The 26,197-nt window shown below is 42.8% G+C and carries 16 protein-coding genes; 5 read left to right on the top strand and 11 right to left on the bottom strand.

All coding sequences use genetic code 11. The annotated features are described in order from the left end of the window. Positions 1-267 precede the first annotated feature (267 nt). From fis to mrcB, 4 genes are all read right to left on the bottom strand, one after another. Positions 268-606 carry a DNA-binding transcriptional regulator Fis gene (gene fis / locus AC2SLO_RS08840; RefSeq protein WP_486540403.1) on the bottom strand — a complete coding sequence of 113 codons (339 nt, stop codon included), beginning with the start codon at positions 604-606 and terminating at the stop codon, positions 268-270. A 304-nt stretch (positions 607-910) separates the two neighbouring features. After that, complete coding sequence (gene prmA, locus AC2SLO_RS08835; protein WP_486540401.1) at positions 911-1,825, bottom strand: 50S ribosomal protein L11 methyltransferase; 915 nt, start codon at positions 1,823-1,825, stop codon at positions 911-913. A gap of 67 nt (positions 1,826-1,892) precedes the next feature. Beyond that, positions 1,893-2,681 (bottom strand): tetratricopeptide repeat protein, encoded by a 789-nt coding sequence (locus AC2SLO_RS08830; RefSeq protein ID WP_486540399.1) that lies wholly within the window; start codon positions 2,679-2,681, stop codon positions 1,893-1,895. Between the two features lie 175 nt (positions 2,682-2,856). Next, the gene (gene mrcB, locus AC2SLO_RS08825; protein WP_486551871.1) at positions 2,857-5,259 is read right to left on the bottom strand and encodes a penicillin-binding protein 1B; all 2,403 of its coding nucleotides are present in this window, start codon (positions 5,257-5,259) and stop codon (positions 2,857-2,859) included. A 584-nt stretch (positions 5,260-5,843) separates the two neighbouring features. On the opposite strand from mrcB, the gene AC2SLO_RS08820 reads away from it, so the two are divergent. Next, complete coding sequence (locus AC2SLO_RS08820) at positions 5,844-8,618, top strand: heavy metal translocating P-type ATPase (RefSeq protein ID WP_486540395.1); 2,775 nt, start codon at positions 5,844-5,846, stop codon at positions 8,616-8,618. A 210-nt stretch (positions 8,619-8,828) separates the two neighbouring features. On the opposite strand, the gene AC2SLO_RS08815 is transcribed toward AC2SLO_RS08820, so the two are convergent. Beyond that, entirely contained in the window at positions 8,829-9,551 is a 723-nt protein-coding gene (locus AC2SLO_RS08815; RefSeq protein ID WP_486540393.1) for a Bax inhibitor-1/YccA family protein, read from the bottom strand. 536 nt (positions 9,552-10,087) lie between these two features. Between AC2SLO_RS08815 and AC2SLO_RS08810 the strand changes: the two genes are divergently transcribed. Together AC2SLO_RS08810 and AC2SLO_RS08805 are read left to right on the top strand one after the other, a co-directional pair. Then, positions 10,088-11,083 (top strand): NAD(+) kinase, encoded by a 996-nt coding sequence (locus tag AC2SLO_RS08810; protein ID WP_486540391.1) that lies wholly within the window; start codon positions 10,088-10,090, stop codon positions 11,081-11,083. A 69-nt stretch (positions 11,084-11,152) separates the two neighbouring features. Further along, positions 11,153-11,458, top strand: a complete 306-nt coding sequence (locus AC2SLO_RS08805; protein WP_486540389.1) for a YeaC family protein — start codon at positions 11,153-11,155, stop codon at positions 11,456-11,458. Between the two features lie 127 nt (positions 11,459-11,585). Here the strand turns inward: AC2SLO_RS08805 and AC2SLO_RS08800 are convergent, their stop codons facing one another. The 5 genes from AC2SLO_RS08800 to AC2SLO_RS08780 form a co-directional block, all read right to left on the bottom strand. After that, on the bottom strand, positions 11,586-11,960 hold the full coding sequence (locus AC2SLO_RS08800; protein WP_486540387.1) for a HopJ type III effector protein: 375 nt from the start codon (positions 11,958-11,960) through the stop codon (positions 11,586-11,588). Between the two features lie 163 nt (positions 11,961-12,123). Further along, the gene (gene csrA / locus AC2SLO_RS08795; RefSeq protein WP_019672642.1) at positions 12,124-12,369 is read right to left on the bottom strand and encodes a carbon storage regulator CsrA; all 246 of its coding nucleotides are present in this window, start codon (positions 12,367-12,369) and stop codon (positions 12,124-12,126) included. A 597-nt stretch (positions 12,370-12,966) separates the two neighbouring features. Then, a complete protein-coding gene (locus AC2SLO_RS08790) occupies positions 12,967-14,250 on the bottom strand; it encodes an aspartate kinase (protein ID WP_486540384.1) in 1,284 nt (427 codons plus the stop codon). 599 nt (positions 14,251-14,849) lie between these two features. Further along, complete coding sequence (alaS, locus tag AC2SLO_RS08785; protein WP_486540634.1) at positions 14,850-17,510, bottom strand: alanine--tRNA ligase; 2,661 nt, start codon at positions 17,508-17,510, stop codon at positions 14,850-14,852. Positions 17,511-17,801: 291 nt separating this feature from the next. Then, entirely contained in the window at positions 17,802-19,724 is a 1,923-nt protein-coding gene (locus AC2SLO_RS08780) for a DUF389 domain-containing protein (protein WP_486540382.1), read from the bottom strand. Between the two features lie 469 nt (positions 19,725-20,193). Here AC2SLO_RS08780 and AC2SLO_RS08775 point away from each other — a divergent pair, with 469 nt between their 5' ends. Then, positions 20,194-20,382 carry a hypothetical protein gene (locus tag AC2SLO_RS08775; RefSeq protein WP_486540380.1) on the top strand — a complete coding sequence of 63 codons (189 nt, stop codon included), beginning with the start codon at positions 20,194-20,196 and terminating at the stop codon, positions 20,380-20,382. A gap of 106 nt (positions 20,383-20,488) precedes the next feature. Here the strand turns inward: AC2SLO_RS08775 and AC2SLO_RS08770 are convergent, their stop codons facing one another. Further along, positions 20,489-21,811, bottom strand: a complete 1,323-nt coding sequence (locus tag AC2SLO_RS08770) for an MFS transporter (protein WP_486540378.1) — start codon at positions 21,809-21,811, stop codon at positions 20,489-20,491. 236 nt (positions 21,812-22,047) lie between these two features. Here AC2SLO_RS08770 and AC2SLO_RS08765 point away from each other — a divergent pair, with 236 nt between their 5' ends. Further along, positions 22,048-26,118: an autotransporter assembly complex protein TamA gene (locus AC2SLO_RS08765; RefSeq protein ID WP_486540376.1), complete on the top strand. Its 4,071-nt coding sequence runs from the start codon at positions 22,048-22,050 to the stop codon at positions 26,116-26,118. Positions 26,119-26,197 lie beyond the last annotated feature (79 nt).

The raw sequence follows: 26,197 nt of genomic DNA, 5'->3' as shown, positions 1-26,197 counted from the left end.
AAAAAGGTGATTGGGTTCTGAAATCATCGTTGATACTGATTTATCGCTTAATCACGCCATTATCTTAATAGACCATAGCGCGAGTTAAGACCCGTGTATATTAGAGGAATTTGGATAATATGACAAAGTTTTCATGGTGATTGGCTTAAGTTTTTAGCGACTCATTGGGCTACTATAAGACAATCTCACTAGCAAATTAATCTAGGCTAATAAAGCCTTTAAAGGCATAGACTCTCTTACAATTATGGTTACAAAGTAATAGTCAACTTACATTAGACCGTATTGCTGCATTTTCTTACGCAGTGTACCGCGATTTAAGCCTAATATTTTTGCTGCCTTTGATTGATTGCCTTGGGTTTGCTCAAGCACAACGGTAAGCAGTGGCATTTCTAATTCTTGCAAGAAAGTATCGTATAAATACGTTGGCATCTCGCCCTCAAGTTCAGCAAAATACTGTTCAACAGCAAACTGTACGTGTTGCCTTAGTGGTTGACGCGGCACCATAGATTCAACCATATTAGCTGAGATAAAGTGCGCTTGGTTGTCAGATACTTGATTGTTGCTCATAATCTGTGACTGTAAGACATGGGTAGTGGGGTTTGTCATAATAGCACGGCACGCAAGTTAAAGACGTTGTATAGATTGGTATAAAAGCAGCAGGGTAGACAAATAGTCATGCATATATAGCAAAAGACAGTGCCTATTTATGTTATTACTTACTCTACAGTAATATCCTCTATAAACACTGACTAAAAAAATCACTGTCCCATACTCTAGTATTGGCAGATGTTTTTAGGTGCTTGCTCTAGCGGGTATCTTACCGAATAATGCCATTATACAACAGTGATTGTGCTCATCTAAGAGTCATGTTATACGCTATATGACTACTGATTTATTATCAGGGTTTTGCTTAGTCGATGAGCTTGCCAGATAGACGATGCCAATGAGAGTCATCGAACTTCTCATATGAATGACGGCCATCTAAATGGAACCAAGGCGCATACGCTTCAACTACTTGCTCAAGCTGCTCAGAGATAAGTCCAGCTAGTACAATATCACCTTGTGATTTAATAAGAGTTGCTAAGTAAGGGGCTAAATCCATTAATGGCTTGGCTAAGATATTAGCGGTAATCATATCCGCTTTTGGAATCTCGCCTGCCGCAAAAGCTTTAGTAAAATCTTCTGGTAAATACGCTTGTAGCGAGTCATCAACGTCGTTGCTTTTTGCATTTTGCTTGGTGGCAAGTACTGCTTGAGGATCGATATCCACACTATAAACCTGTTTAGCGCCTAGTAGCAGGGCAGCAATACCTAAAATACCAGAGCCACAGCCGTAATCAATAATCACCTTGTCTTTTAAATTCTGGTCGGTCAACCAATCTAGACACAGACGAGTAGTGGCATGATAACCGGTACCAAATGCCAGACCCGGATCCATCATAATATTGGTCGCTTCTGGGTCAGGTGGCGTCATCCATTTAGGCACAATCCATAGATTATTGGTGCATTCGATAGGCACATAATGCGACATCCATTCACGTTCCCAATCGGTATCAGCAAGTGGGGTAGTCCATACTCGGCTGGCGTTAACTTGCACCGCAATAGTTTGAGCAACGGCTTCGATATTTTGAGCGTTATCCGCTTCAAATAACCCAGTTAGGATAACTTCATCCCATAATGGAGATTGACCAGGTAGGGGCTCAAACAACGGCTGATCGCCGGCATCTTCTAAGCTAATAGATAAGGCGCCTTCTTCTAATAAAAGACTCTCTGCCAAATCGACATTGTCTTTTGCGCATTGTAGGTGAAGTTGCTGCCAATCCATAATGATCCTTAACGCTGTTTAATTAATAAAGTATTGAGTAAAAATAAGTTTGTTTATTGGGTCGCTTTTAGCGAGATAACGCAGCATTTGCATCTTTAATGACTCGCTGATTGCCTTGAGCTTGCCCGGCTTTTAAGATGAGTCGCCATAGGGCTTGTTTTCTTGAAGCGGTTTTAGCAACGACTAAACCACGGCGTGCCATTGCCTCAGCTTTCAACGGCTGATTTTGGGCAAGTGCAACCTGACTTAGATAATAATAGACCGCCGAGGACTGCGGAGCGAGACGCTGTGCACGGGTGAAGGTACTTTGAGCAGCGGAAACTTGGCCTTGGCGTAATTGGGCGACACCGGTATTCATAAGCTTTCTAAAGGCAGGGATATTATCACCATCTTCACTTGAAGATGAACTGCGTGCTGTTGACCCTGAATTTTGTCTGGCTTGCTCAAGTAGTATTTGTCTTGCCGACTGTTGATTGGTTGGTCTTGGCTGCTCAGCCACAGGCGCAGTCTCAATCGGCTGATGACGTTGCGGTGTTGTCGTCCGATTAGGCTGTGACACGATTGACGAGTTGTCAGGTGATTGCTCAGGCTCAAAGGGATTGTCTGTCTGACTTTGAGTAGTGCTGTCAGCAGTCTCTTCCATGACGTCTTCATACTCTGAACTGTCATAAACAGAGGTGTCAGGCTGCGTGGTTGGTGCAGAGGAGCCATAAGGATTGGTCGTCTGATTGCCAGATTGCGATATGCCAGTGGTCGTCTGACAGCCAGTTAAGGCGAGCAGACTAAAAGATGACGCTAGGACAATAGACTTTAAATACGGAGTAGGTTGGCTTTGACGCGGTGAATAATTTTGCATAAGGGCGTAATGTTTCCATGGTCAAAAGAGTCAAATAGTAAGACAAGCGCTGGCTTAATAAAGTAATGGTTTTAAGTGATAAACATAATTATACAGAGATATGAGCGTGGTATCAGAATATAAACCGATGACCAAGCTCACTTCCTATTCGCTTACAAAGCAATGTCAATGATAATTAGAACCATTCTGCTGCTTTCTCATACCAAGTTTCGCCGCCGCTTTGAGAGTCCTCAGACTGCGTATTATTGTTGGCATTATCTGAGTTGTCAGAGGTAACCGGTGCAGTTTCTGATGCACCCGTGTCATTATTGGGCTGTGCAGTGTCACTTTGTCTGCTTTGCTCAAGTAGTGAGCGGCGCTGATTGTTTAACCACTGAATCTGTTTACGCGCTTGCTCTTGTTGATACAGTTGCAGCGCACAGTCACTGGCATCTTCTGGCAAGTATTTAGACAATACCGGTAAGTAGCGTGCGCCGGCACAGCTTTCATGCGACAATTTGCCTGTACCGTTTTCAAGCCATAACCACTCAACGCTGTCTGGTTGTACGAGGTTAACAGGTGTTAAACGCAAGCGTCCCATAAAGTCTTTCCAGACAGGTAGAGCGCCGCTACCACCACTAAGACCAATTGGTTGGTTGTCATCACGGCCGACCCAAACCACACTCACATAGTTACCGCTATAGCCTGCAAACCATGCATCACGATAGTCATTGGTAGTACCTGTTTTACCGGCCAGATTTAAATCACTACCCAAAGATTGCAACGTTTTGGCAGTACCATTTTTAACCACTTCTTGCATTGCATAATTGGTCAGATAATTGACATCAGGCGGTACGCTGCGTTTGGTATCCAGACCTGAACGCTGCAAGATTTGCCCACGATCATCGACGACAGAACGAATACTGATAATCGGCGTACGGAATCCGCCTGCAGCCACCACTTGATACATGCCAAGCATATCCATTGGGCTAAGCTCAACCGACCCTAACAATAAAGACGGATAAGTTGGGATTTTCTCATTAATACCCATACGGTGCATCTGATTAACCAAAGTACCAATACCAAATTCAACACCCACGTTAACCGCAGCTTGGTTATAAGACTTGGCAAGGGCAGTGGTTAATGGCACATAACCATGGTCACGACCATCATAGTTCTTTGGTGTCCACGTAGAGCCATCGGCCAATGTAAGGGTAACCGGATTGTCATTTACTGGGCTGGCAAGGTTGTATTTACCACTCTCTAACGCGGTCATATAGATAAAGGGTTTTAATAATGAACCCACTTGACGCTTGGCATCAACAGCACGGTTAAAGCCTGTGAACTCACTACCACTACCAACAGCGGCGACTAATTCGCCTGATGCCGGATTGGCGCTAACCAAAGCGGCTTGGATAGGTTTGGTTTTACTGCTTTTCTTGCGCAATATGGTTAACTGTTTATCAACGGCAGCGTCGGCAGCAAATTGAGCAATTGGGTCAAGGGTACTAAAGACACGTAAGCCCTCATTCTTTAGATCTTCTTGATGATAATTTGCTTGTAGCTCGCGTTTTACGATATCTAAGAAGTCTGGAAAACGACTCTTGCCAACGCTAGGCTTTTCGACCACATCTAGTGGCTTTGCAATGGCTTCATCATAAGTGGCTTGATCAATTTTGCCAGTTGCGAGCATATTAGATAAAACCGTATTACGACGATTTAATGCACGCTCTGGATTACGGCGAGGGTTGTAATAACTGGTGCCTTTAGCCAAACCAACTAGCATCGCTTGCTGATCAATACGCAGCTCTTTTAGTGGCTGATTAAAATAAAACTGTGACGCCAAACCGAAGCCATTGATAGAGCGGTTGCCATTTTGGCCTAAGTTAATTTCATTCAGATAGGTCTGTAAAATCTCATCTTTATCGTAATGCATTTCAAGCAGTAGCGCCATGACCGCCTCATTAGCTTTACGTTTTAAAGAACGCTCATCGTTTAGATAGAAGTTTTTAATCAGCTGCTGCGTGATGGTCGAGCCGCCTTGCATCTTACCACCTTTTAAATTGGTGACAATGGCGCGTCCAATACCCCGTATTGATACCCCTTTATGCTCATAAAAACTACGATCTTCGGTTGCAATCAGCGCATCGATTAACGGCTGCGGCACCTCATCAATAGGTACCACAATACGGTCTTCATTATTATCAGGATAGATACCGCCAATGGTCACCGGCTCGATACGCACAATACCAGTATCGTTAGGCTCGGTGCTTTGTACACTGGTGATTTTTGAGTTATTGATACTGACTTTGATGATTTGTTCAGGATCAACATCATTGGCACTGTATTTAAAACCGCGAGTATGAATGGTGTATTGACCAGACGACTTACTATACGAGCCGGTACGGTCATAGTTTGAACCGGACTGATAGTTGAGCATTTCAAGCCAAGTGTCTAGGTTTTTACCCGATAAGGTCGCCCCTTGGTACAGCTCTAGAGGCTGCGAGTATACTTTAGCCGGAATATTCCAGCGTTTGCCTTCAAATTTTGAAGTGATGACTCTGTCTTGCTTAACCAAATACATCGCAAGCAGCAACATGCCGACAATGATAATAATCAGTAGAACAAAACCAATAACAGACCCGCGCTGTGTTTCAGGGTTTGGCAGCTTGCCAGTCGTTACGGAGGACTGTTTTGTTGAAGGCTGAGATGTAGATGGTTTTGCACGAGAGGGTTTGTGATACACGATAGGATTACCAACTTAAAAAAAGACCCGATTATAATGACCTAAAACGCCTATTTTTTCAATGTCATTGAAAATAAATGGCGGTGATATGGCAACTAATACACTGATTTCACCTGTTTTTCATCAAAAGGCCTTGTTTGAGCAATCTAAGGGTAACGATGCATACCTTATCTGCACGACCTGATACAATAGAGTGTACTATTTTTCGCCTTTAACTTAAGCCTTATTTTTGGATTTGCATTTATCATCCCCATATAAATAAGCCTGCTATGTACGGTTAATAGCCCTTCTAATGACCCCTTTATGCTCTCTGTTACTATGAGGATAATGTCTTTGTATGCGCTTAATTATTCAGCCAAATACAAGGGCATTGTCTTTATCTTTGTGGGGTTAGATAAAGGGTCGACTATAGCGTTATAACTGTTGTGATTATGCCTATGACTTCTCCAAACTCATCACAAAAATCGGTTCCGCCTGCTTCAAGTAAGAGCGGTCAGTTCACTTATCTAAAAGATGATATTAATAATCTAGTATTACCACCAAAGGGATGCTGCTTTCATTGTGGTGAGCCCGTGCCGCAGCCGCCATTTAAAGCAGCTGTCTTGGGCGAGTCACGTCATATGTGCTGTATGGGTTGTCAGCTTGCGGCTGAAAGTATTGTCGAAGCAGGGCTTGAGCAATATTATCTAGACCGCTCAGAGATTAACCGTACCGCCAGTATGCCAACAGAATTGCAGCGCTTACAGGCGTATGATCATGATGATGTGAAATCACAGTTTGTATATGCATCCGATGGCTATTCCGTTGCTGAATTATCAGTAAATAACCTGCGCTGTGCGGCCTGTACTTGGCTGATTGAGGCACGGCTCGATGAGCTTGATGGCGTGAAGCAGTGCCAAGTAAACTTAACCAATCAGCGAATGCGGGTGATTTGGGATGAAACAAAGCTGCCCATTAGCGATATCCTGATTACGATTAATCAGATTGGTTATGATGCCAAGCCCTATCGTCAGGATACCCACGAGGCAATGCTTGCCCGCCATAACAAGCAAATGATGATACGTTTGGGTATTGCAGCTTTAGGTGCAATGCAAGCGATGATGTTTGCTGTCGGTATGTATTTTGGTAATTACACTAGTTATAGCGGCATGCTTGTTGAGCAGCGCGACTTTCTGCGCTGGGTATCTTTGTTTGTCAGTATTCCAGTGTTTTTTTATTGTGCAGTACCTTTCTTTACTTCTGCTTGGTCAGCGATTAAAGCGCGTCAGGTAAATATGGATGTGCCGGTCAGTATTGCACTGACCGTGACTTTTTTCGCCAGTTTATACGCCACCATTTCAGGACATGGCGAGACCTATTATGACTCGGTCAGTATGTTTGTGTTCTTCCTGCTGGCAGGTCGCTATATTGAGCATAATGCACGTCTAAAAGCGGCCAATATGGCCAATGATCTCGTCGTTGTAGAGCCGACTTTGGTTCAACGTATTGCGCAAGTGCCAGAGCTTATTCAAGAACTCAGTCCAAGCAGTCAAACCGAATCAAATTTAGACTACTCTAATATTGCCTTAAGCAGCTCACAATCAAAGCAATTAAGCGAGCTAGGTGAATTAATCCATGCTGCCAAAAATAACAATGGTGTTAACAATAACCCTAGTAAGACAACTAAGAGTCGTCATAGCGAGACTGTCACCGCGCATACGCTAAACGTGGGTGACGTGATTATGATTGATGCCGGCAGTGAAGTGGTAGCAGATGGTATTTTATGTAGTGAAACAGCGACCGTATCACAGAGTCTATTAACCGGTGAGAGTCAACTAATCGCTAAACATCGCGGTGAGCAAGTAGTGGGCGGTTCACAAAACGACAGTCAGCCCTTTGTGATGATTGTTACCGCCTTACCTGAAGATAGTCAAATTGCACTGATTGACCGCTTAATGAATCGCGCCATGAGCGAGAAGCCGAAGATTGCTGAGCAAGCAGATAAATGGGCGCGATGGTTTGTGGCACGTATTTTAGTGTTATCCGTCTGTGTCTTTATCGGTTGGTATTTTGTTGATCCGTCGCAAGCGTTATGGGCAACGGTTGCTGTCTTGGTGGCGACTTGCCCTTGTGCCTTATCCTTAGCAACACCGATTGCGCTAACCGTCTCGACCAATCGGCTAGCAAGCTATGGCTTTTTGACCACTCGTGGCCACACCATTCAGACTTTGGGAGAGATTACCCAAGTTGCTTTTGATAAAACCGGCACCTTAACGTATGGCAAGCCTAATTTATTGTTCGTCGATGTTTTGGATGATGCCAAGGTCGCGAGTAAAGATGATTTATTGGCCATTGCGGCTGCGTTAGAGGTGGGCAGTCGTCATCCGATTGCTAGTGCGTTACTGGATGCCGCCTATCAGCTACATTTACCGGCCGTAACCAGTGTTGAGCATCATCCGGCAGGCGGTATCGAGGCGGTCGTGGGTGATATTGGCGGCGGTTATCAATATCGCTTGGGTCATGTTGATTTTGCTTTGCAGAATGAGAGCAGCACGACAGCGTTATCTGAGCGAGTAGAGGCGCACTATTTGCCTAATTTAGATAAGCATCATGCCAGTACCGCGGTTATGCTGACCAGACGCGCTAACAACACAGATGCTGCCAATGATGCAGTGTGGGAGCCTTTGGCGCTATATTACTTTAATGACAGCGTGCGTGAGGGCGTGGCAGATATGATTGCTAAGCTGCAAGCGCAGAATATTAAAACCATTATTTTAACAGGTGACCCTAGTGAGCATGCTCAAATGGTTGCCAAGCAGTTAGGCGTTGATGAGCTGTATTATGGGTTGTCGCCGACTGATAAGGTTAATCATATCAAGCAGCGCCAACAGCAAGGCGAAGTCGTTATGATGGTAGGCGATGGTATAAATGATGCGCCTGTTTTGGCCGCTGCCAATATTTCAACGGCCATTGCCGGCGCCGCAGATTTAGCGCAAGTCTCAAGTGACAGTGTGATATTAAATGGAAAAGTGACTGCTGTGCATGATGCCAAGCGTATTGCTGATAAAGCGCAGCATATTATTAAACAGAATTTGCGTTGGGCATTGGGCTATAATATGGTAGTGCTATTACCGGCAGCCTTTGGTTATGTACCGCCTTGGCTAGCGGCGATTGGTATGTCGTTAAGCTCATTAATCGTGGTATTGAATGCATTACGTCTAAAACGAGCGTAACCGTTATAGTCAGCGAACGACTAAAAGGTTACGGCGGTTAACCTTGCTAATCCTAGACTTGTCGAACTTGCGCTCGGGTGCCTTGTCACACTTTTAGACTTCGTTGACTATAGAATCCATTTGTTTGAGGCAATAAAAAAGGTCGCCCTAATTGGGCGACCTTTTTACACATCTTACACATCAATAAGCTATAGCAATTAAAAGGGATGATTAATCTTGGAAATGGCTCAATAAACGCATAAATTCGAAGTACATCCAAACCAGCGTCGCTAAAATACCAATACCAAATACCCATTCATAGTCTTCTGATACGCCAGCAGCAACACCGCGCTCGACATTATCAAAATCTAGTAATAGGCTAAATGAGGCAATAACCACCACAAATAAGCTAAAGCCAATACCGATTAATCCGCCAGTCTCAAAAATGAACGGTAAGCTTGAACCAAATAATACGAAGCCTAACTGTACAACATATATAAGCATGATAGCGATGATGGCTGACATCATGATTGAGCGGAACTTCTCAGTTACCTTAATTAGGCCAGAGCGGTATAGTCCAAGCATTACAGCAGCAGTGACAAAAGTCGCGGCTAAAGCATTGGCTGGAATACTTGGGTCAATACCCATAAACATAATAGAGACACCGCCCAAGAATAGGCCTTCTAAAATGGCGTATGGTGCAGCTAGTGATTTGGCTTTTTGCGGTTTGAAGGTAATGAATAAGCCCAAACCAAAGGCAAGAATCATACTACCAAAGGTAATACCTTGTGCCATACCGCCGCTAATGCCACCACTTAAGATAAAGAAAAAGAAAGCCATAGCAGAAATGGCACTTAGACCCAATAAAAAGCTGGTCTTATGAATCACACCTTTTACGGTCATCGCCCTGCCACCAACGGCAAGCTCTGTACGACTGACAATTGGATTTGCCATAATACTGTGTTCCTTAAATATTTAATGAATCGGCTAATTAATTATTTTAGCTCGGTGTATAAATGAATATAATGCGTCATCATAGCCTATTTTATCAAGATTAGTAAAGATTTGATGCGCTGTAGATGGATAGGGTAGATGGCCAATCAAATTTATTTAAAATCACCGATAGTTATCTTATAAATGGCCCTTTAGCATTACTATTTCAATAAGGTTTTGCGTAATCAACAGTGGTTAATAGTCAGTAAACTTACTGGTATGTAAGCTTATTACAATTTAAGCACCTGCCTATAAATAGTCAAGATAAATGATGACTATAATTAGGAATATTAAGTCTAGGTAATGCAGTAAATGCCATAATGTGGTACGCTTGCGACCTACTAGGATGTGGTTTACCGTTGCTTTTGTGAGCATAAGTATGGATATAAGAGCTTGGTTTGTATGCCAATATTATCCGTATAATCCAATATAAAAATCCATCCTATTATTGGTAAGACATTTCAATATTCATCACCTATTTAATTAAGCTAAAGCCTATGGAAAGCTCTGCGCAGTCCCATAAAATACCGAATCTTTCTGAATCACCGCATTTTCATTCGATAAAAAACCCTGCCTTTAGGCGTATTGGTTTAATGGGAAGGGCTAGAAAGCGTGGGGTGATTACCACCATTCACGAAATAGGCCGACGCGTCAATGAAATGGGGCTCGAGCTATATATTGATGCAGAGACAGCCAGTTTGCCCGATTTGGAGCTTGAGCAACTTAGTAAACGACACATAGTCAAACGTAGTCTACTTGGTGAGATTTGTGATCTAGTAGTGGTAGTCGGTGGCGATGGTTCTATTTTGCATGCCGCGCAAGCGCTGGCGCGTTACCGTGTTCCTGTATTAGGGGTCAACCGTGGCCGACTGGGCTTTTTAACCGATGTCAATCCACATGAAGTGGGCGAGAAGTTACGTCAGGTATTGATGGGCGATTACCAGTTAGATCAGCGCTTTTTATTGACCATGGAGATACGCGAAGGCCGCGATATTATTCATGAAGATATGGCGCTTAATGACGTGGTACTGCACGCTGGTAAGTCCGTGCATATGATTGATTTTCAAATGAAGATTGATGGGCTTGACGTTTATCGTCAGCACAGTGATGGGCTAATAGTCGCCACGCCAACAGGCTCGACTGCCTATGCCCTTTCCGGTGGTGGTCCGATTATTCATCCAAGTTTAGACGCTATTTGTCTGGTGCCGATGCACCCGCATACTTTATCGAGCCGGCCTATTGTGGTTAGTGATAAAAGTGAGATTGTGATTCGAATTCATAAGGATAATCGCACTCAGCCTATGGTTAGCGCAGATGGTAAGCCGAGCTTACCGCTTGAGCAGCACCAGCGACTTTATATCCGTAAACATCCTGATAAACTTACCTTACTTCATCCACCTGGATTTGATTTTTATAAAGCCTGCCGTACAAAGCTTAATTGGAATGTGCATGCAGAAGAGTTTAGCCTAGAGGGTGAAGATGACGACGAGTAGTTAACTATTAACTATCAGCAGCGCTTAGACTTAATATGAGTTTTAATTTTTAGACACTGTGAGGATATTATGAACAAACAAGATGTTTTAGCCGCAATGACTCCAGATCTAGTAGAGTCTTTTCGCGTCGCTATTGAGCTAGGAAAATGGCCAGATGGCCGTAAATTAACGCCGGAACAGCGCGAAACCTGCTTGCAAGCAGTGATGATCTGGGAGCATGAGAACCTACCGCCAGAAGAGCGCATTGGTTATATTCATAAGCCAGTCAAAAAAGATGGCACAGTCGTAGGCGAGGAGTGTGATGTTGAGCATGAGCATCACTATCCAAACTTGCCAAATCCTAAAGGCAATATTAAACCTGTTAAATTCCGTTAATTAGGCTTTAATAAGATAGTTTGATGCGATTACCAATAAGTATAGCCATAAAAAAAGACCAACTTGATGTTGGTCTTTTTTGTCTCTTGTCTGTCTTGAGTCGGTACATCTTTAAATAGACAGACGATTAAATATTTTTAACATCCACACTTGGACGCGGCGTTAATGGATTTTTCTCCATTAAGAACGCTTGCCAGCCCCAATGAATAAAGTTACGAATATTTGGATGATCCACACCTTTTGGTGTCGATAAAACTGAATCGTAATGCTCACCAAACAGTTTTAACGTATCTAATTGGCTTAAACCATGATGCTTTGCAAAGCCAAATACCTTAGCACTGCCTTCATTTTCACCAACGGCGTTAACGATATCACCATTGGTAAAGCTTACTGGTGTATAACGATAAAAGTCATCGATAAAGTTTAGCACATCATTAAAGCCGATGGCTTTCTTACTTAGTCCGTTTAGTAGGGCGGACACGTCCGAATGTCGGATACTCATAATGGCCTCATTGTCAGTTTAAACGTATTGGTTTAGCCATCGCTTAGTGTCGCAAGTAAAAAGCTAGGCAATTAAATAGCGCAAGTGACGCAAGGCGCTATTTATTGAGCTAATAATCTCTCTAGATAGTTATTAAAGCGAAAAATATCAATGAAAGCTAGAACTATCTGTTAAAGAAGTCGTCGTCATCAAATGAGGCAGGGAAATTGCCTTGCTCTAAATGCTGCATTTGAGACTGCATAGCGCGTTCATGCTGGATACGCTGATAAATCTCTTCACGGTGAACGGCGATGTCTTTTGGCGCATTCACACCAATACGGACTTGGTTGCCTTTTACGCCAAGTACCGTAACGCTTACCTCATCACCAATCATTAAAGTTTCGCCGACACGGCGGGTTAAAATTAACATGCGTCACACTCCTTATGTCGCAGTAAAAAGAATTGGCTAATGCCAAATGATGAATTATTCATAACGTTGCCCATTAAGTTTGCCCTTCAAAAAGAGGCGACCTTTTTTGTCTAGTCCGGCTGCGACTTCTAATATGGTAAATAAAACAAATCATTATCCACGTAAGCCAGTCATCACCGGGCTGCTATGTTTTGATGTATTTGCCCATAGTTATCCGCTAGCATAACTGGCTAGATATCTAAAATACATCAGTATAGGCCACAATCGAACAGAATATTATAAGGTTTTATTGGTCATATGTCATTATTATTCAAGGTTTTTAACAGATTGCTGTCAAATATGACTTAATAAGTGACTTATTATTACCTTATTTAACAGGCTGTTAGTCAGAGTATTGAAGAATAGCTCAAAACCAGAGTTTAATTAGCCTAAGCGTTAGAAAACAAGCAGTTAAGCATAAAAAAGAGCCTTATTATTAAGACTCTTTTATCATAACAAATATCGAATTAAGGTTATTGTAGGATTAGGTTAATAAATAGCGCATGACAATTTAAACAGGCTGATTAAATCCATCAAATCGTAATACAACGATGCTATTTATACACCGGCAACCTTGCTTTCACCATCGGTTCTGTCTAGACCAAAGGCTGTGTGCAGTGATTTAACCGCTTTGTCTAAATGCTGTTCTTTGATTAGCACAGAGATTTTGATTTCACTGGTAGAAATCATTTGGATATTGATGTTGTTTTCAGCCAATACTTGGAACATTTGGCTTGCGACACCAGCATGAGAGCGCATGCCGACACCAACTAAGGAAACTTTAACTACATCATCGTCACCATGAACTTCTTTGGCATCGATATCGACTTTTACGTCTTCTAAGATAGCCAGTGCTTTTTCAAAGTCAGGACGGTTAACTGTGAAGCTAAAGTCTGTAGTGCCTTGAGTTGATAGATTTTGTAAAATCATATCGATTTCAATATTAGCATCGCTAATTGGGGTTAAGATAGCAGAAGCAATGCCAGGGTGATCAGGAACACCACGCACGACAATTTTTGCTTCGTCTCTGTTAAATGCAATGCCTGAAATGACCGGCTGTTCCATGTCGTCTCCTTCGTCTACTGTAATCAGGGTGCCAACATTTTGGCGGAATTCTTCATCAAAGCTACCGTCTTTACCTTCATCAAAGCTTGACAGTACTCTTAAAGGTACTTGGTATTTGCCCGCAAATTCAACCGCGCGGATTTGCAGTACTTTTGAGCCAAGGCTGGCCATCTCTAGCATTTCTTCAAACGTAATCTTGTCAAGCTTACGGGCTTTTGAAGTCACGCGTGGGTCAGTGGTATAAACACCGTCTACATCGGTATAAATTTGGCATTCATCAGCACTTAATGCTGCCGCTAAGGCAACGCCAGTAGTGTCTGAGCCGCCGCGGCCAAGAGTAGTAATATTACCTTCGTTATCAATGCCTTGGAAACCTGCAACCACCACAATGCGGCCAGCATCAAGCTCAGCGCGAATCTTCTTATCATCGATGGCTTCAATACGGGCTTTATTGTGTTTATTATCAGTGTGAATAGCGACTTGACCACCAGTAAACGAGCGTGCGCCTATGCCAAGCTCCATAATCGCCATAGATAATAGCGAGATAGACACTTGCTCACCCGTTGAGACCATTTGGTCATATTCACGAGGATCAGGCGATTTGCTAATTTGGTTAGCAAGGTCGATTAAACGGTTTGTTTCTCCGCTCATGGCTGATACGACAACAATGACTTGATGGCCATGGTCATGCCAGCGTTTAACGCGCTTTGCGACGTTCTTGATACGGTCGATACTGCCCATCGACGTACCACCATATTTTTGTACAATCAATGCCATGTGAAACCCTTTGAATTGAAAGTTTGGTTTTCACCATTTATTCCTACTACTATCGCCCCTTTATACACAGATGACCGGTTATCATTTAAGACCACCGAACACGTATATAACTATTTACACTATATAACTAAGTAATGCGATATGCCGCTTAGCCATAAGGGTTTGATAAAATAATAAAAAATGGTAAGCCCATAGTTTATTGAAAGATATTTTTGACTATTTTAAATTTTATCTACTGCGTGTTGCTCATGAAACTAAAGTCATAACAAACGTACTTTATAACACAACCGAACCGCACCATCAAAGTATGATCAGGCTTTTAATGATGGTAAATAGTTATTAATGCATAAACTTATCGCAATATCTACTTACTCAGCTGCGCTTGATTAAAAACGGTTTTAAAAAATAGCCTAAAAACCAGACAACTGCAATAGCTAAATACAAAGCAAGCAGCGTAATGGATTGCCAAAACGCTGCTTGTTAAATAACGGGCTAACTTTATCTGCAAAGCCAGCCAAATAAATCCGACTAAATAATTCCGACTAAATAAGTCTAGCCAATTACACTGAGAAAAGTGACATTCATTAGATCGATGGTAATTAACTCAATTGCTCAGCAAGCCACTGTGGTAAATGGCTCATTACGACCTCTAATTTATCACTATTAGGTGCGCCGCCCTGAGCATAATCAGGTTTGCCACCGCCTTTACCATCAAGCTCTCCGGCCAAATGACGGATAATATCGCCTGCTTTGATATCGCCAGTTAGCGACTTGCTAACAGAAGCAGCAAGGGCAAGCTGATCACCTTTTTCACCAATAAGGACAATAATCGTATCTTGCAATTTAGACTTCATGTCATCCATGAGGCCACGGATTGCTTTACCATCAATACCCGCTACTTTTGCAATCAGTACCTTTTTGTCGGCAATAGTTTGCACATCGTCGACCAGTGTTGCTGCTTGCGCGCTGGCGATTTTCTGATTTAAACGCTCAATCTCTTTTTCAAGTTCACGCTGTTTGTCAGCCATGGTTTGTACACGGTCAGCAACCTCTGGACGTTTGGCCTTTAGTTGATTGGCAAGAGCAGTTAATTGATTATCCGCTTGCTGTACATAACGTAGTGCACCCATGCCGGTTAGGGCTTCGATACGGCGAATACCGGCGGCAATACCAGACTCTGAGGTAATTTTGAACAGACCGATATCACCGGTACGCTTTACGTGTAAACCACCACAAAGCTCAATTGAGAAGGGTTTTTCAACACCATCTTCAATCTCATTGGTGCCCATGGTTAATACGCGAACTGTCTCACCATATTTTTCACCAAATAGGGCAGCAGCACCTTTTTTCATCGCCTCATCAATGTTCATAAACTCAATCTGAGTCGCCACGTTGGCTTGAACTTGTTCATTGACCAGACGCTCAATAGTCGCTAAGTCTTTTGCACTCACGGGGGCATCATAAGAGAAGTCAAAACGAAGCATATCACTGGTCACTAGTGAGCCTTTTTGTGACACTTCATCGCCCAATACTTTACGTAGCGCAGCGTGCAATAAGTGAGTCGCTGAGTGGTTACGCGCACTGGCAGAACGTAGGGCAGAAACCACTTGTGCTTGAGCTGTCTGACTCTTTTGTAGACGACCCATATTAACCACACCATGATGAATAATGGCTTGACCTGATTTTTTGGTGTCTTCAACATTAAATACACCAGAGCTAGTACGAATCTCGCCCATTTCACCGACTTGACCACCGCCTTCTGCATAAAATGGCGTGCAGTCTAGAACAATAACACCTTCGTCGCCTTCATTTAACTCATCGACTTCTTTACCATCTTGATATAGGCCGATGATGGTTAAGTCTTTTTCATCAAGCTTTTCGTAACCCACAAACTCAGTCGGTACGTCTACTTTAATAGTAGCAGAGTAATCGACATCAAACTTACCGGCATCACGAGCACGTTGACGCTGGATGTTCATTTGCTCATCAAAGCCGGCTTCATCAATACTAATACCGCGCTCACGGGTGATGTCTGCAGTCAAATCGACAGGGAACCCATAAGTGTCATACAGTTTAAATGCGGCTTCACCAGAGAGGACATCGCCTGATTTTAAGCCTTCAAGCTCGCTATCTAATAAGCGAAGACCTTGAGCCAAGGTTTTGGCAAATTGAACTTCTTCCTTTTCGATAGCTGATTCGATAAAGCTTTGTTTTTCAACCAATTGCGGATAAGCGTCGCCCATCTCTTTGACCAAAGGTGCAACCATCTTATAGAAGAAGCTGTCATCAGCGCCTAGCTTGTTACCATGACGAACAGCGCGGCGGATAATACGGCGCAGCACATAACCACGGCCCTCATTACTTGGCAATACGCCATCAGCAATTAAGAAGCTAACCGCACGGATGTGGTCAGCGATTACTTTAAGCGAAGCTTGCTCATTATTTTCAATACCAAGGATATCAGCGGCACTGTTGATGAGTTTGACGAATAAATCAATCTCATAGTTGCTGTGAACGCCTTGCAAAATAGCGCTGATACGCTCAAGACCCATGCCGGTATCAACACTAGGTGCAGGCAATGGCTCCATAGTGCCATCTGGCAGACGGTTAAACTGCATGAATACACAGTTCCATACTTCAATATAGCGATCGCCATCTTCTTCAGGTGTACCCGGTAGGCCGCCTTCTACATCGGCACCATGGTCGTAAAATACTTCAGAACAAGGACCACAAGGACCGGTATCACCCATTGCCCAGAAGTTGTCTGAGGCATAAGGTGCGCCTTTATTATCGCCAATACGGATAATACGGTCGGCCGGCAAACCAATGTCTTTATTCCAAATGTCAAAGGCTTCGTCGTCGGTTTCATAAACAGTCACGTACAAACGGTCGCCATCTAGTGCCAGCCATTCTTTAGAGGTCAAAAATTCCCACGCGTAGTTAATTACTTCTTTTTTGAAGTAATCACCGAAGGAGAAATTACCCAACATCTCAAAGAAAGTATGGTGACGCGCAGTGTAGCCCACGTTGTCTAAGTCGTTATGTTTACCACCGGCGCGCACACATTTTTGTGAGGTCACGGCACGAGTATAATCACGCTTCTCAATACCTAAAAAGCAGTTTTTAAACTGGTTCATACCGGCGTTAGTAAATAGCAATGTCGGATCGTTATAAGGCACTAGGCTTGATGACGGCACATGGGTGTGCTGCTTGCTGACAAAGAAGTCGATGAACGACTGTCGAATGGCAGCAGTGCTCATAAAGTTATCTAAATTTGGCTGATCTGGATTTGAGGATGTAGACACAGGCTGAGTCACGTGAACTCCTTTATAAATGGCTGATTGGCTAAAGGTTAGGACGGCTGATTATTAAAAATTAGCGTTTATAAGTGACAATAATTGTCTGTCTAAAAGTTATCTTATTTCAGTATCAAAACAGGTATCTTAATACGCTAAGTTAATATTAGATTCAAGCGCCCTAAATATAAAATGTATCAAATAAATAATAGCCACAAAGTTTAGCATATTTGAGGGCATAACATGAGCGCTTCGCTATTCATTGGATAAAATAGCGACATCGGTTTGGTCAATGGTATCTGTATGTTCAGGGCTTGATTCGATAACCACGACCGGCATATAACGCAGCTGAATACGAACCGGTAAATATTTAGGATAATCTTCCTCAATTGTCTTATTAACCACTTGCTCTAAATACTGCGCATCACTTGAAGACGGGCGTGTTTCTCCTCGTACAACCGCTCGAATCGTCTGATGGTCTTCACGATTGACGAACTGAGTGGCGGTTAACGCATTACCTTTTTCAATAAAGTAGTTGTTAATGTCTTCTTTGACGGTGTTTTCAAAGGTTTGACGTTTGGTAATGGTATTAAAGTTATAAGTTAAATAAACACCGATAGCAGCAAGCAATAACAAAGGTACTGCATTACGTCGGAAGAAAGCGAGTACTGGGCTGCTCTTATAATCCTCTTCCATTAATCTACGAAATCCGGTGAACCATAGTACTAACGCATTGGTAAACTGAATGGCGACGATGTTGGTAATGGCCAATAACAAAGCGCCAAAGCCCAAGGTTAATTGTCCATGCGCAAATAAAATACCACTAGCAGCAAGCGGCGGTACTAAAGCGGTAGCTACCGCAACACCAACAACAGCCACTGATAAATGCGGTGATATCATAGCGTAAGCACCGGCCGTACCACCGGCCAAGGCAATCATCAAGTCCATCGAGGTAGGCTCAGTACGCGATAAAATCTCGTTTGACAAAGGCGTGTCTTGATGAAGAAAGCCGACAATAAAGCCAATGCTTACCACCATAGCGCCGCCGGCAAGTACCGTCATTAAGGACTTACGTAAAAAGGGCATGCGATAATCAATAATCGCTAGAGCCACGCCACTGATTGGGCCTAACATCATGGCGACCAACATCGCACCAATAACCACCGCCGCTGAGTTAATGACCAAGCCGTAACTGGCAATAATGGCCGACAATGCATTCATAATAAAGTACATACGGCTGGGCAGGGCATTGGCCTCAATACTAACGCGGATACCTTGGTAATCTACCTCAACCTGACTTTCTTGTTCGGCAACGAATTGCTTATAAGACTCAAGCTTGGCTTCTTTGTCTTTTTTTAACTGCTCTTCTTCGGTTAACTCTTCTTTGTCCTTTTTACTTCTTTTACTGTCTTTCTTCTCTTTTTTAGCAGACTCTGAGTCCGTGTTATCTAGAGCAGCCTTTGGTTGTGTATCAGTGGCAGCTGGTGTTCCTGTGTAGATATCAGTATTAGTGTTGGCATCTGAATGATTGGCCTCTTTGGCAGCCATCTCCTCTAACTGTGCATCTGAAACCTCTTCAGGCACCGCCTCGTAATCTGGTAGCGCAAGCTCTTCATTCTCTGAGTCATTGTCATCCGTATTATTTTGTGTTCCAGCGTCTTGTGTTTGACCAGTCTTAGCCGCACCGTCTTTGGACGGATTCTCAGGGGTCTCTACTGTCTTAAACGAGTGAACATTGTTATGAGAGGGGTCGGCTTCTTGGCGCGCTAAATAATCAAGACGCTCTTTTTCTTTTCGAGCCGCTTCTTCGTCTTCTTCACTTAGCTCAGTTGTCGAGTCTGATAGAGCCTTATCTATGTTATCACTGGGTGTTTCAGTATTCGCCGCATCATTAGCTGTATTGCTCGTATCAATAGCCTCGTCTGTGTTTTGGATTTGCTGATTGGCATCAATGGCTGAATCTGTCTCTAAGGCCTCGGGTGTGACATCTTCGGCCACCGCCACGGCCACATCCATCAAAGGCTCATTAATATAGTCGGCATCAATAATGATAAACGGACAATGGCAGTGTATCTTTTTATTAGGCACCGGCTTGTATCCATGGGCAGCGAAATCAAATTCTCGAGCAGAGGGAGCAAATTGAAAATATGGCACAGGAATGAAAGTAGCTTGCGACATGGTGACCCTTATCGATTTATTGATGGCTCGGTGGTTTATACAAGAATAGGTCGCCCTATTATTTGGCATAAATAAGGGCTAATTCTGAGTGCTTTGTTAGCAGTGGTGTAATTTAATGATAAACGGATTTAAAATCCATAAGTTTTTCGATTTGTTAGCGCTAATACAACAAATATAATCAATAGGCTACGAATTGAAGTATAGATAAGGGGAAGTTGTCTATAGACAGGAGGGTATAAATAAAGGCTATGAGAAGTATTTGAGACATATTTTAGAGTATATCAAATTGCCACCTGAACGTCTTTGATAATAAGCGACTGAGGGTTTTAAAAAATAAACACAAAAACCCTTAACGAAACTAAGGATTTAGTGTATAACTATAATATAAAGTGAATATTATAAGTAGGAGTACTAAAAATTAGTCCTGAATGATTAACTGACTTTATTATTTGACAATGAGGTGGAAGGTATGAACTGGCAACTACTTAGTATGATTTGGTCTATGGCAGCTACTGTGTTGATTGGCATATTAATGATTGCAGCATTGGTGACTGGCTTTGATGATATTCCACATATCATCGCCACAGCGGTCGTGGGTGCTCTGTTAGCGATTCCGGTGGCATTGGTGCTTACCAAACGAATTAACCGTATTAGCTAAGTTTAATAAGTTAACATCAATAAGCCGACTCAGATTAAGTCGGCTTTTTCTATTTAAGTAGAAGGCTGTGTTTTGTCTTTTAGATACAGCATTACATTAAGAAATATTACTGGGCAAAATCGGTATTTTTAATGCTCATGGTGTCTTTATACTTGTTTAGCTTCATATATAAGAAGGCACCAAACAACACATTTAATATGCCAGTCAATAAGAACAATTGTGGTAGGGTGAGTGACAGAACATTTAATAACACAATCGCAAAGATGGCTGACGTTACCATAAAGATAGCGTTAAAAATATTGTTGGCACCGATAACACGCGCGCGGTGACTGGTTGGCGAATAAGCCTGCATTGCTGAGTATAAAGGCACGATATAAATGCCACCGCTAAATCCTAAGAAGAATAAATCAGCGAAGACACGCCAGCTGCCAGGGATAGCGGCAAGCTCACTTATACCGAGCAAGCTTGTGGTATCGATATCAAGCGACGATAAAGAGAAGTACAAATCAATTGCAAACAAGCTTAGTCCGGCAATACCAAAGGGCAGTAGCTTAAAACTAACCTCATTTTTGGTTAAGGTTTTGCACAATAGCGAGCCAATGGCTACACCCACAGAGAATAAGGTAAGCAAAAAGATAACCACCGACTCATTACCATTTAAGATGACTTTACTAAATTCAGGCGTTTGCGTTAAAAAAGTAGCCCCATAAAACCAGAACCAGCTATTGCCTAGGATAATAAAGAACAGCAGCGGCAGTGAATATAAGTATTTAATGGTTGCCATACTGGTCGAGAAGATATTCCAATTCACCTTAAGCTCTGGCTGAACTGCTGGCGTATTCGGTACAAAGCTTGCGGCAAAATAACCAAGAGCAGCGATTAGTATAATAATACCGCTAACCCAGTATAGATAGTTGGGCATTTGGGTTAAAATACCGGCAAAAATCATACCTGATAATATAGATAGCGAGGTACCCATTTGGAACAGACCATTGGCACCTACCAGCTCATCTTGACGCATTGCCTGCGGTAGATAAGCATATTTAATGGGGCCAAAGAATGTAGACTGCGCGCCTAATAAAAATAGAGCCACAAATAAGAACCAATAGAGCTCAAAAATAAGTCCCACAGCGGCCATAAGCATGATGATAATTTCTAGTATTTTTATATACTTTGTCAGCTTAGACTTTTCATACTTATCGGCCAATTGACCAGCCAATGCTGAGAATAAAAAATAAGGCAAAATAAACAACATAGCAGCCAAATTATTGAGTACGCTAATCGAAGCGCTCATCTTGGCAGCAGCGGTGTAGGTCAAAACCAATAATAGAGCTTGTTTAAAGAAGTTGTCGTTAAATGCACCCAAAAACTGCGTAAAAAACATAGGCGTAAAGCGACGGTGCTTAAAAAGTTCAAACTGTGATGCCATCAGCGGCTTCCTAATGTAAATAACAGATAAATAGTCATAGTAAGTAATTCATTTGAGTCAAATTTATCAAATTATCTCGAATAAATGGACTCAGTCACGGTATCATAGTGACAATTTATCACAACTACATTAAATTTGTTTTTTGATTTATGAAAATCGCCCTTGCACAGACTACCTGTTGCGGTTAGCCTTTGGTCTAAAATTTATTATCGTAAGTTTTCTATAAGAGATTGGTAATGAGCACTCTACATAACACGTCATTGACTAAGCCCACAGTCAATAAAAAACTGGCAACTAAAAAGCCGTCGCCACGAGCGCCTATTTGTTATGGCATCTTTGTTTTCAATCCCAAATCTAAATTACCGTTTCGTTACTCAAATCTCGTCTGTGCCTTATCAGCGTGTATGTTGGCGCAAGTGGCGTTGCCGTCATTGGCATATGCGGCGGCGAGCAGTGGCACATTGCCAGATAGGATAAGCAATAACCTGAGTCAAGATGAGTTAGATCAAATTGATGAGGTGCTTCTAAATAGCGCAGAGGACACTAATAACTCTGAAGACAGAAGCCGTATAAAGCAAAACCAACAGTTAAGTGATGCGCAGTTAGAAGAAGCGCTCATTGGGCTGCGTCTTAAAAGAGCGGTTGAGCAAGGGCAGCTTGATGCTAGCGTGTTAGAGGATTATCAGCGAGAGACCTTGAATAAAAACGACGATGACTCAGACAGTGTTGAGATTACCAATGCGCAAAAAGACCGCTTTACCAATTATTCAAGCAGCACCTCAGATCGTATCGGCAACTCTGTACCCAATAATAACTTAGCGAATGTCTCTGATGTGCAGATAGAGAAAAGCGGGCTTGATGACATTACGATTAATGATGCTAGTAGCAATAATTCAAATATCAGTAGAGCCACTGTTGATAGCCTTGGTAAGTATGATGATACAGATGCGCGCCAAACTAGTAATGGACAAGGCAGTAATAACCCAGACTATACAGGTAATGCCAATAATGGTCAGTCAGCATTAAACATCGATGACTTTGCCAGTGAGCAAACACTACAAACGCCAGAAGAGCTTGACCGGATGCTCGATCAAATTCAAGCACAGGTCAATACGGACTTTGATAGACCAGTGGCCACGCTTGATGATTCTCAGCCGCCTTTAGGTTTTGATACCAGATTGGATCAAACCACTGTATTAAATCCAAGCAACCGTGCGACATTAGGTCTGTTAGATAATGAAGACGATAATATCAGCGCTGAAGTGACTGATAATCGCTCAGATGATAATGACAGTAACAGTCGTAGGGATAACAACCCAACGATTGCAAACAATCGCACCGGTTCAAGTGGTAATAGTAACGCTGTTACTGAAAACAGTGCTCAACCAACCTTTAATACCAACACTGGCGATGCCAATACAAGCCCTCGTTCTGATAACACTATTATTAGCACGAATAATACGCCAGTATCTGAGAATAATAGTCAAAGCAACAATAGCAGTATTCGCAATAGCAATAGAGATGAGGACACTCAGGTTCAAATCGAAGCCAGTGATCATAAAAGCAAGGATGTCAGCTTAACGGAAGAGACACCAAACGAGCCTAGCTCAGATCCAGTTACGGCCGCAAACATTGGTAAGATTGATAATAGTATTACCCAAGCCGATGGTGATATTACCGATGACTTAGTGACTCAAGCTCAAGAAGACAGCAATACCGATTCAGGTATTAATCCTGATGACTACTTGCCTGAATATGACAGTGAGGCCAACGGCGGCTATAATCGTGATGCTGTATTAGCGAATGTCGAAGAGGAGGAAGAGGAAGAAGAGGCCGCTAAGCCTAGTCTGTTCAAGCGTATTTATGCACGGCTATTTAATGATGGTTATACTGCTTTACCGCGGCTTAAAGCCAATATTTACATTCAAGCTGATGAAAACGATGACTCTAGTCAGCCAACACTGGTCAAAGCGGATGATGACACGCAGCCAGCTAATAATATTAAAGCGGCCATGGAGAACATTACAGTCGAAGCGATTTCAGACTTTACCGCTGTGATACCTAAGCTGCGTGAAGAATCGTTAAATGCAGCGCAAGCAGTTGGTTATTATGATATTAATATGCGTTTCGAGAAAAAAGACGCCGATGAAATTAATGTCATCATTGAGCATTTGGGTGAGCCAGTTATTGTTAATAGCCGTATCGTGGATATTCGCGGTGAAGGTGCCGAATTAGAAACCTTCCAGGAAATTGCAGAATCAGCACCACCTAAGACCAATGATATCTTTAATCACGGTGTCTATCAGCTTGCCAAAGATAGAATTGAGAGCGCACGAAATCTTTATGGTTTCTTTGATGGGCAATGGCTAAACAAATCTGTCGATGTTATTTTGCCAGACAATACCGCAGATGTGGGTCTTATTTATGATACCGGTGAGCGCTATCAATTTGATGATGTGGTGTTTTTCACCATTGATGAAGAAAAAGGCGAGCTAACCACCGATCCGGATAAACTACCGGTTAAACTTGAATTATTGCATCAGCTACATAAGTATAAGCCAGGTGATGAATTTGATGCCTCATTAGTGACTCGATTTACCAATGATTTAGCAGCGACTCGCTACTTTAACGTGGTGAACGTTGAGACCGTCAAGCCCAATGATTCGGTAAGTAGTGGCAGTCTGGACTTCATGGGTATGGATAGTGGTGCCAATGCTGAAAGCCAAGAGAGTGATGAGTCAGTCGCCGATGTGGTGGAAGATGTTATTAATGCCGCTGACGATAATCCACAACGCACGCAAGATAATAGTTCGGCGCAAAGCCAAGAGAATGCTAGTACTCAGAACCAGAATAATGCAGCTGCTCAAAATGATGTCACTGCCCAAAGTAATAAGGATGACACAAAGAACGAGTCAGAAGCTTTAGCAAATAATAACTCAGAGAATAATGTGGATGATGATTTATCTGCAGAGTTTGAGCCTATTGAATATACGGTTGATCAAGAAACCACCGATAAATTGGCCGAAATCAGTGCAAAAGCAGAGCGCTTGTCTAGGCTACCAGATGACCGAGTACTCGATGCTGATGAGGAAGAAGACGCCAAAAATATATTAGGCAAAATATCAAATGCTATCAGTCGCGCAGTTCGAAAAGTATTACCGGATGAAGAAGACCGCTTAGCGGATACCGATAATCTGCCTGAAGACTTGAGTCAAACTGTTTTGGCAGGTCGAAAAACCCCGCAAGAAGTACATGAGACCAAATCAGTTCCGACTTACGTGTTCGTAACTGCAGACAAACCGAAAGATGTGGACTTAGGTATTGGTTATGGCACCGATACCGGTATTCGTACGGTGACAAGGTTTGAGCATAATCTAATTAACCGAGATGGTTATCAAGCCGGTATTGATGTTGGTCTGTCTGAGATTAACCGTTCAGTGAATATACATGCCAGCCGTCCATGGAAGCACCCTCTCAATGATATTTTGACGGCCAATGCCAGTTATGAGCAAGAAGAGATCACCCAAGGTGATGGTAACTTAGATTTGAAAACCAATACGGTAAAAGTTGGTGTGGCACGACGCATCCGCCGCGACACGGGTTGGAACCGTACTTACTCACTGCGTTATCGTCTTGATGATCTAGAAAGTGGCGTGAAAGGGCCTGCGCGTGAAGATTTGCCTGAACCGTTTAACCGTGAAAATGCCCGTTTTAAACAAGAAGCCCTATTGCTGGGTTATACCTTAGATAAAACCACCACAGATAACATTACCAATCCGATGAAAGGGTGGCGTCAGTACTATTCTCTAGAAGCAGGTACCGAAGATGCATTGACCGATACCGATATGGTCATTGCGCGTGCTGGCGTCAGCGGAGTTTATAGCTTTGGTGAGATGAACAAGCATCAGCTAGTCGGCAGCTTGGATACAGGCTATATTTGGACTGATGATTTCGAGTCTGTACCGTATAAGCTTCGTTTCTTTGCCGGTGGTGATCGCAGTATTCGCGGTTATGACTATAACAGCTTATCTGCGATTGAAAACGGCTACCTAACGGGTGGTCAAATCCTAGCGATCGGTAGCACCGAATATAACTATGAGTTTAAGCCAGGTCTTCGCGGCGCTGTATTTGCCGACTTTGGTAACGCCTATGACAAAGACTTCGATGCAGAAACCAAATTAGGTGTGGGTGTCGGGGTACGCTGGGCATCACCTGTTGGTATGGTACGCGTTGACTTAGGCGCAGGCGTGTTAGAGGACAGCATTCCTATTCGCTTGCACTTCTTTATCGGCTCGCCTCTGCAGTAAGTTCGGCGCTTTTGTTTTGACTGCTAGATATATGATTGCTCAGTGTCCTAATATCATTTACTATGACACAGCCTTCACT

The sequence above is a fragment of the Psychrobacter sp. CX14 genome (assembly GCF_057396205.2).
The sequence above is the reverse complement of the archived record's forward strand: the minus strand, read 5'-3'. Positions and strand labels throughout refer to the sequence as shown.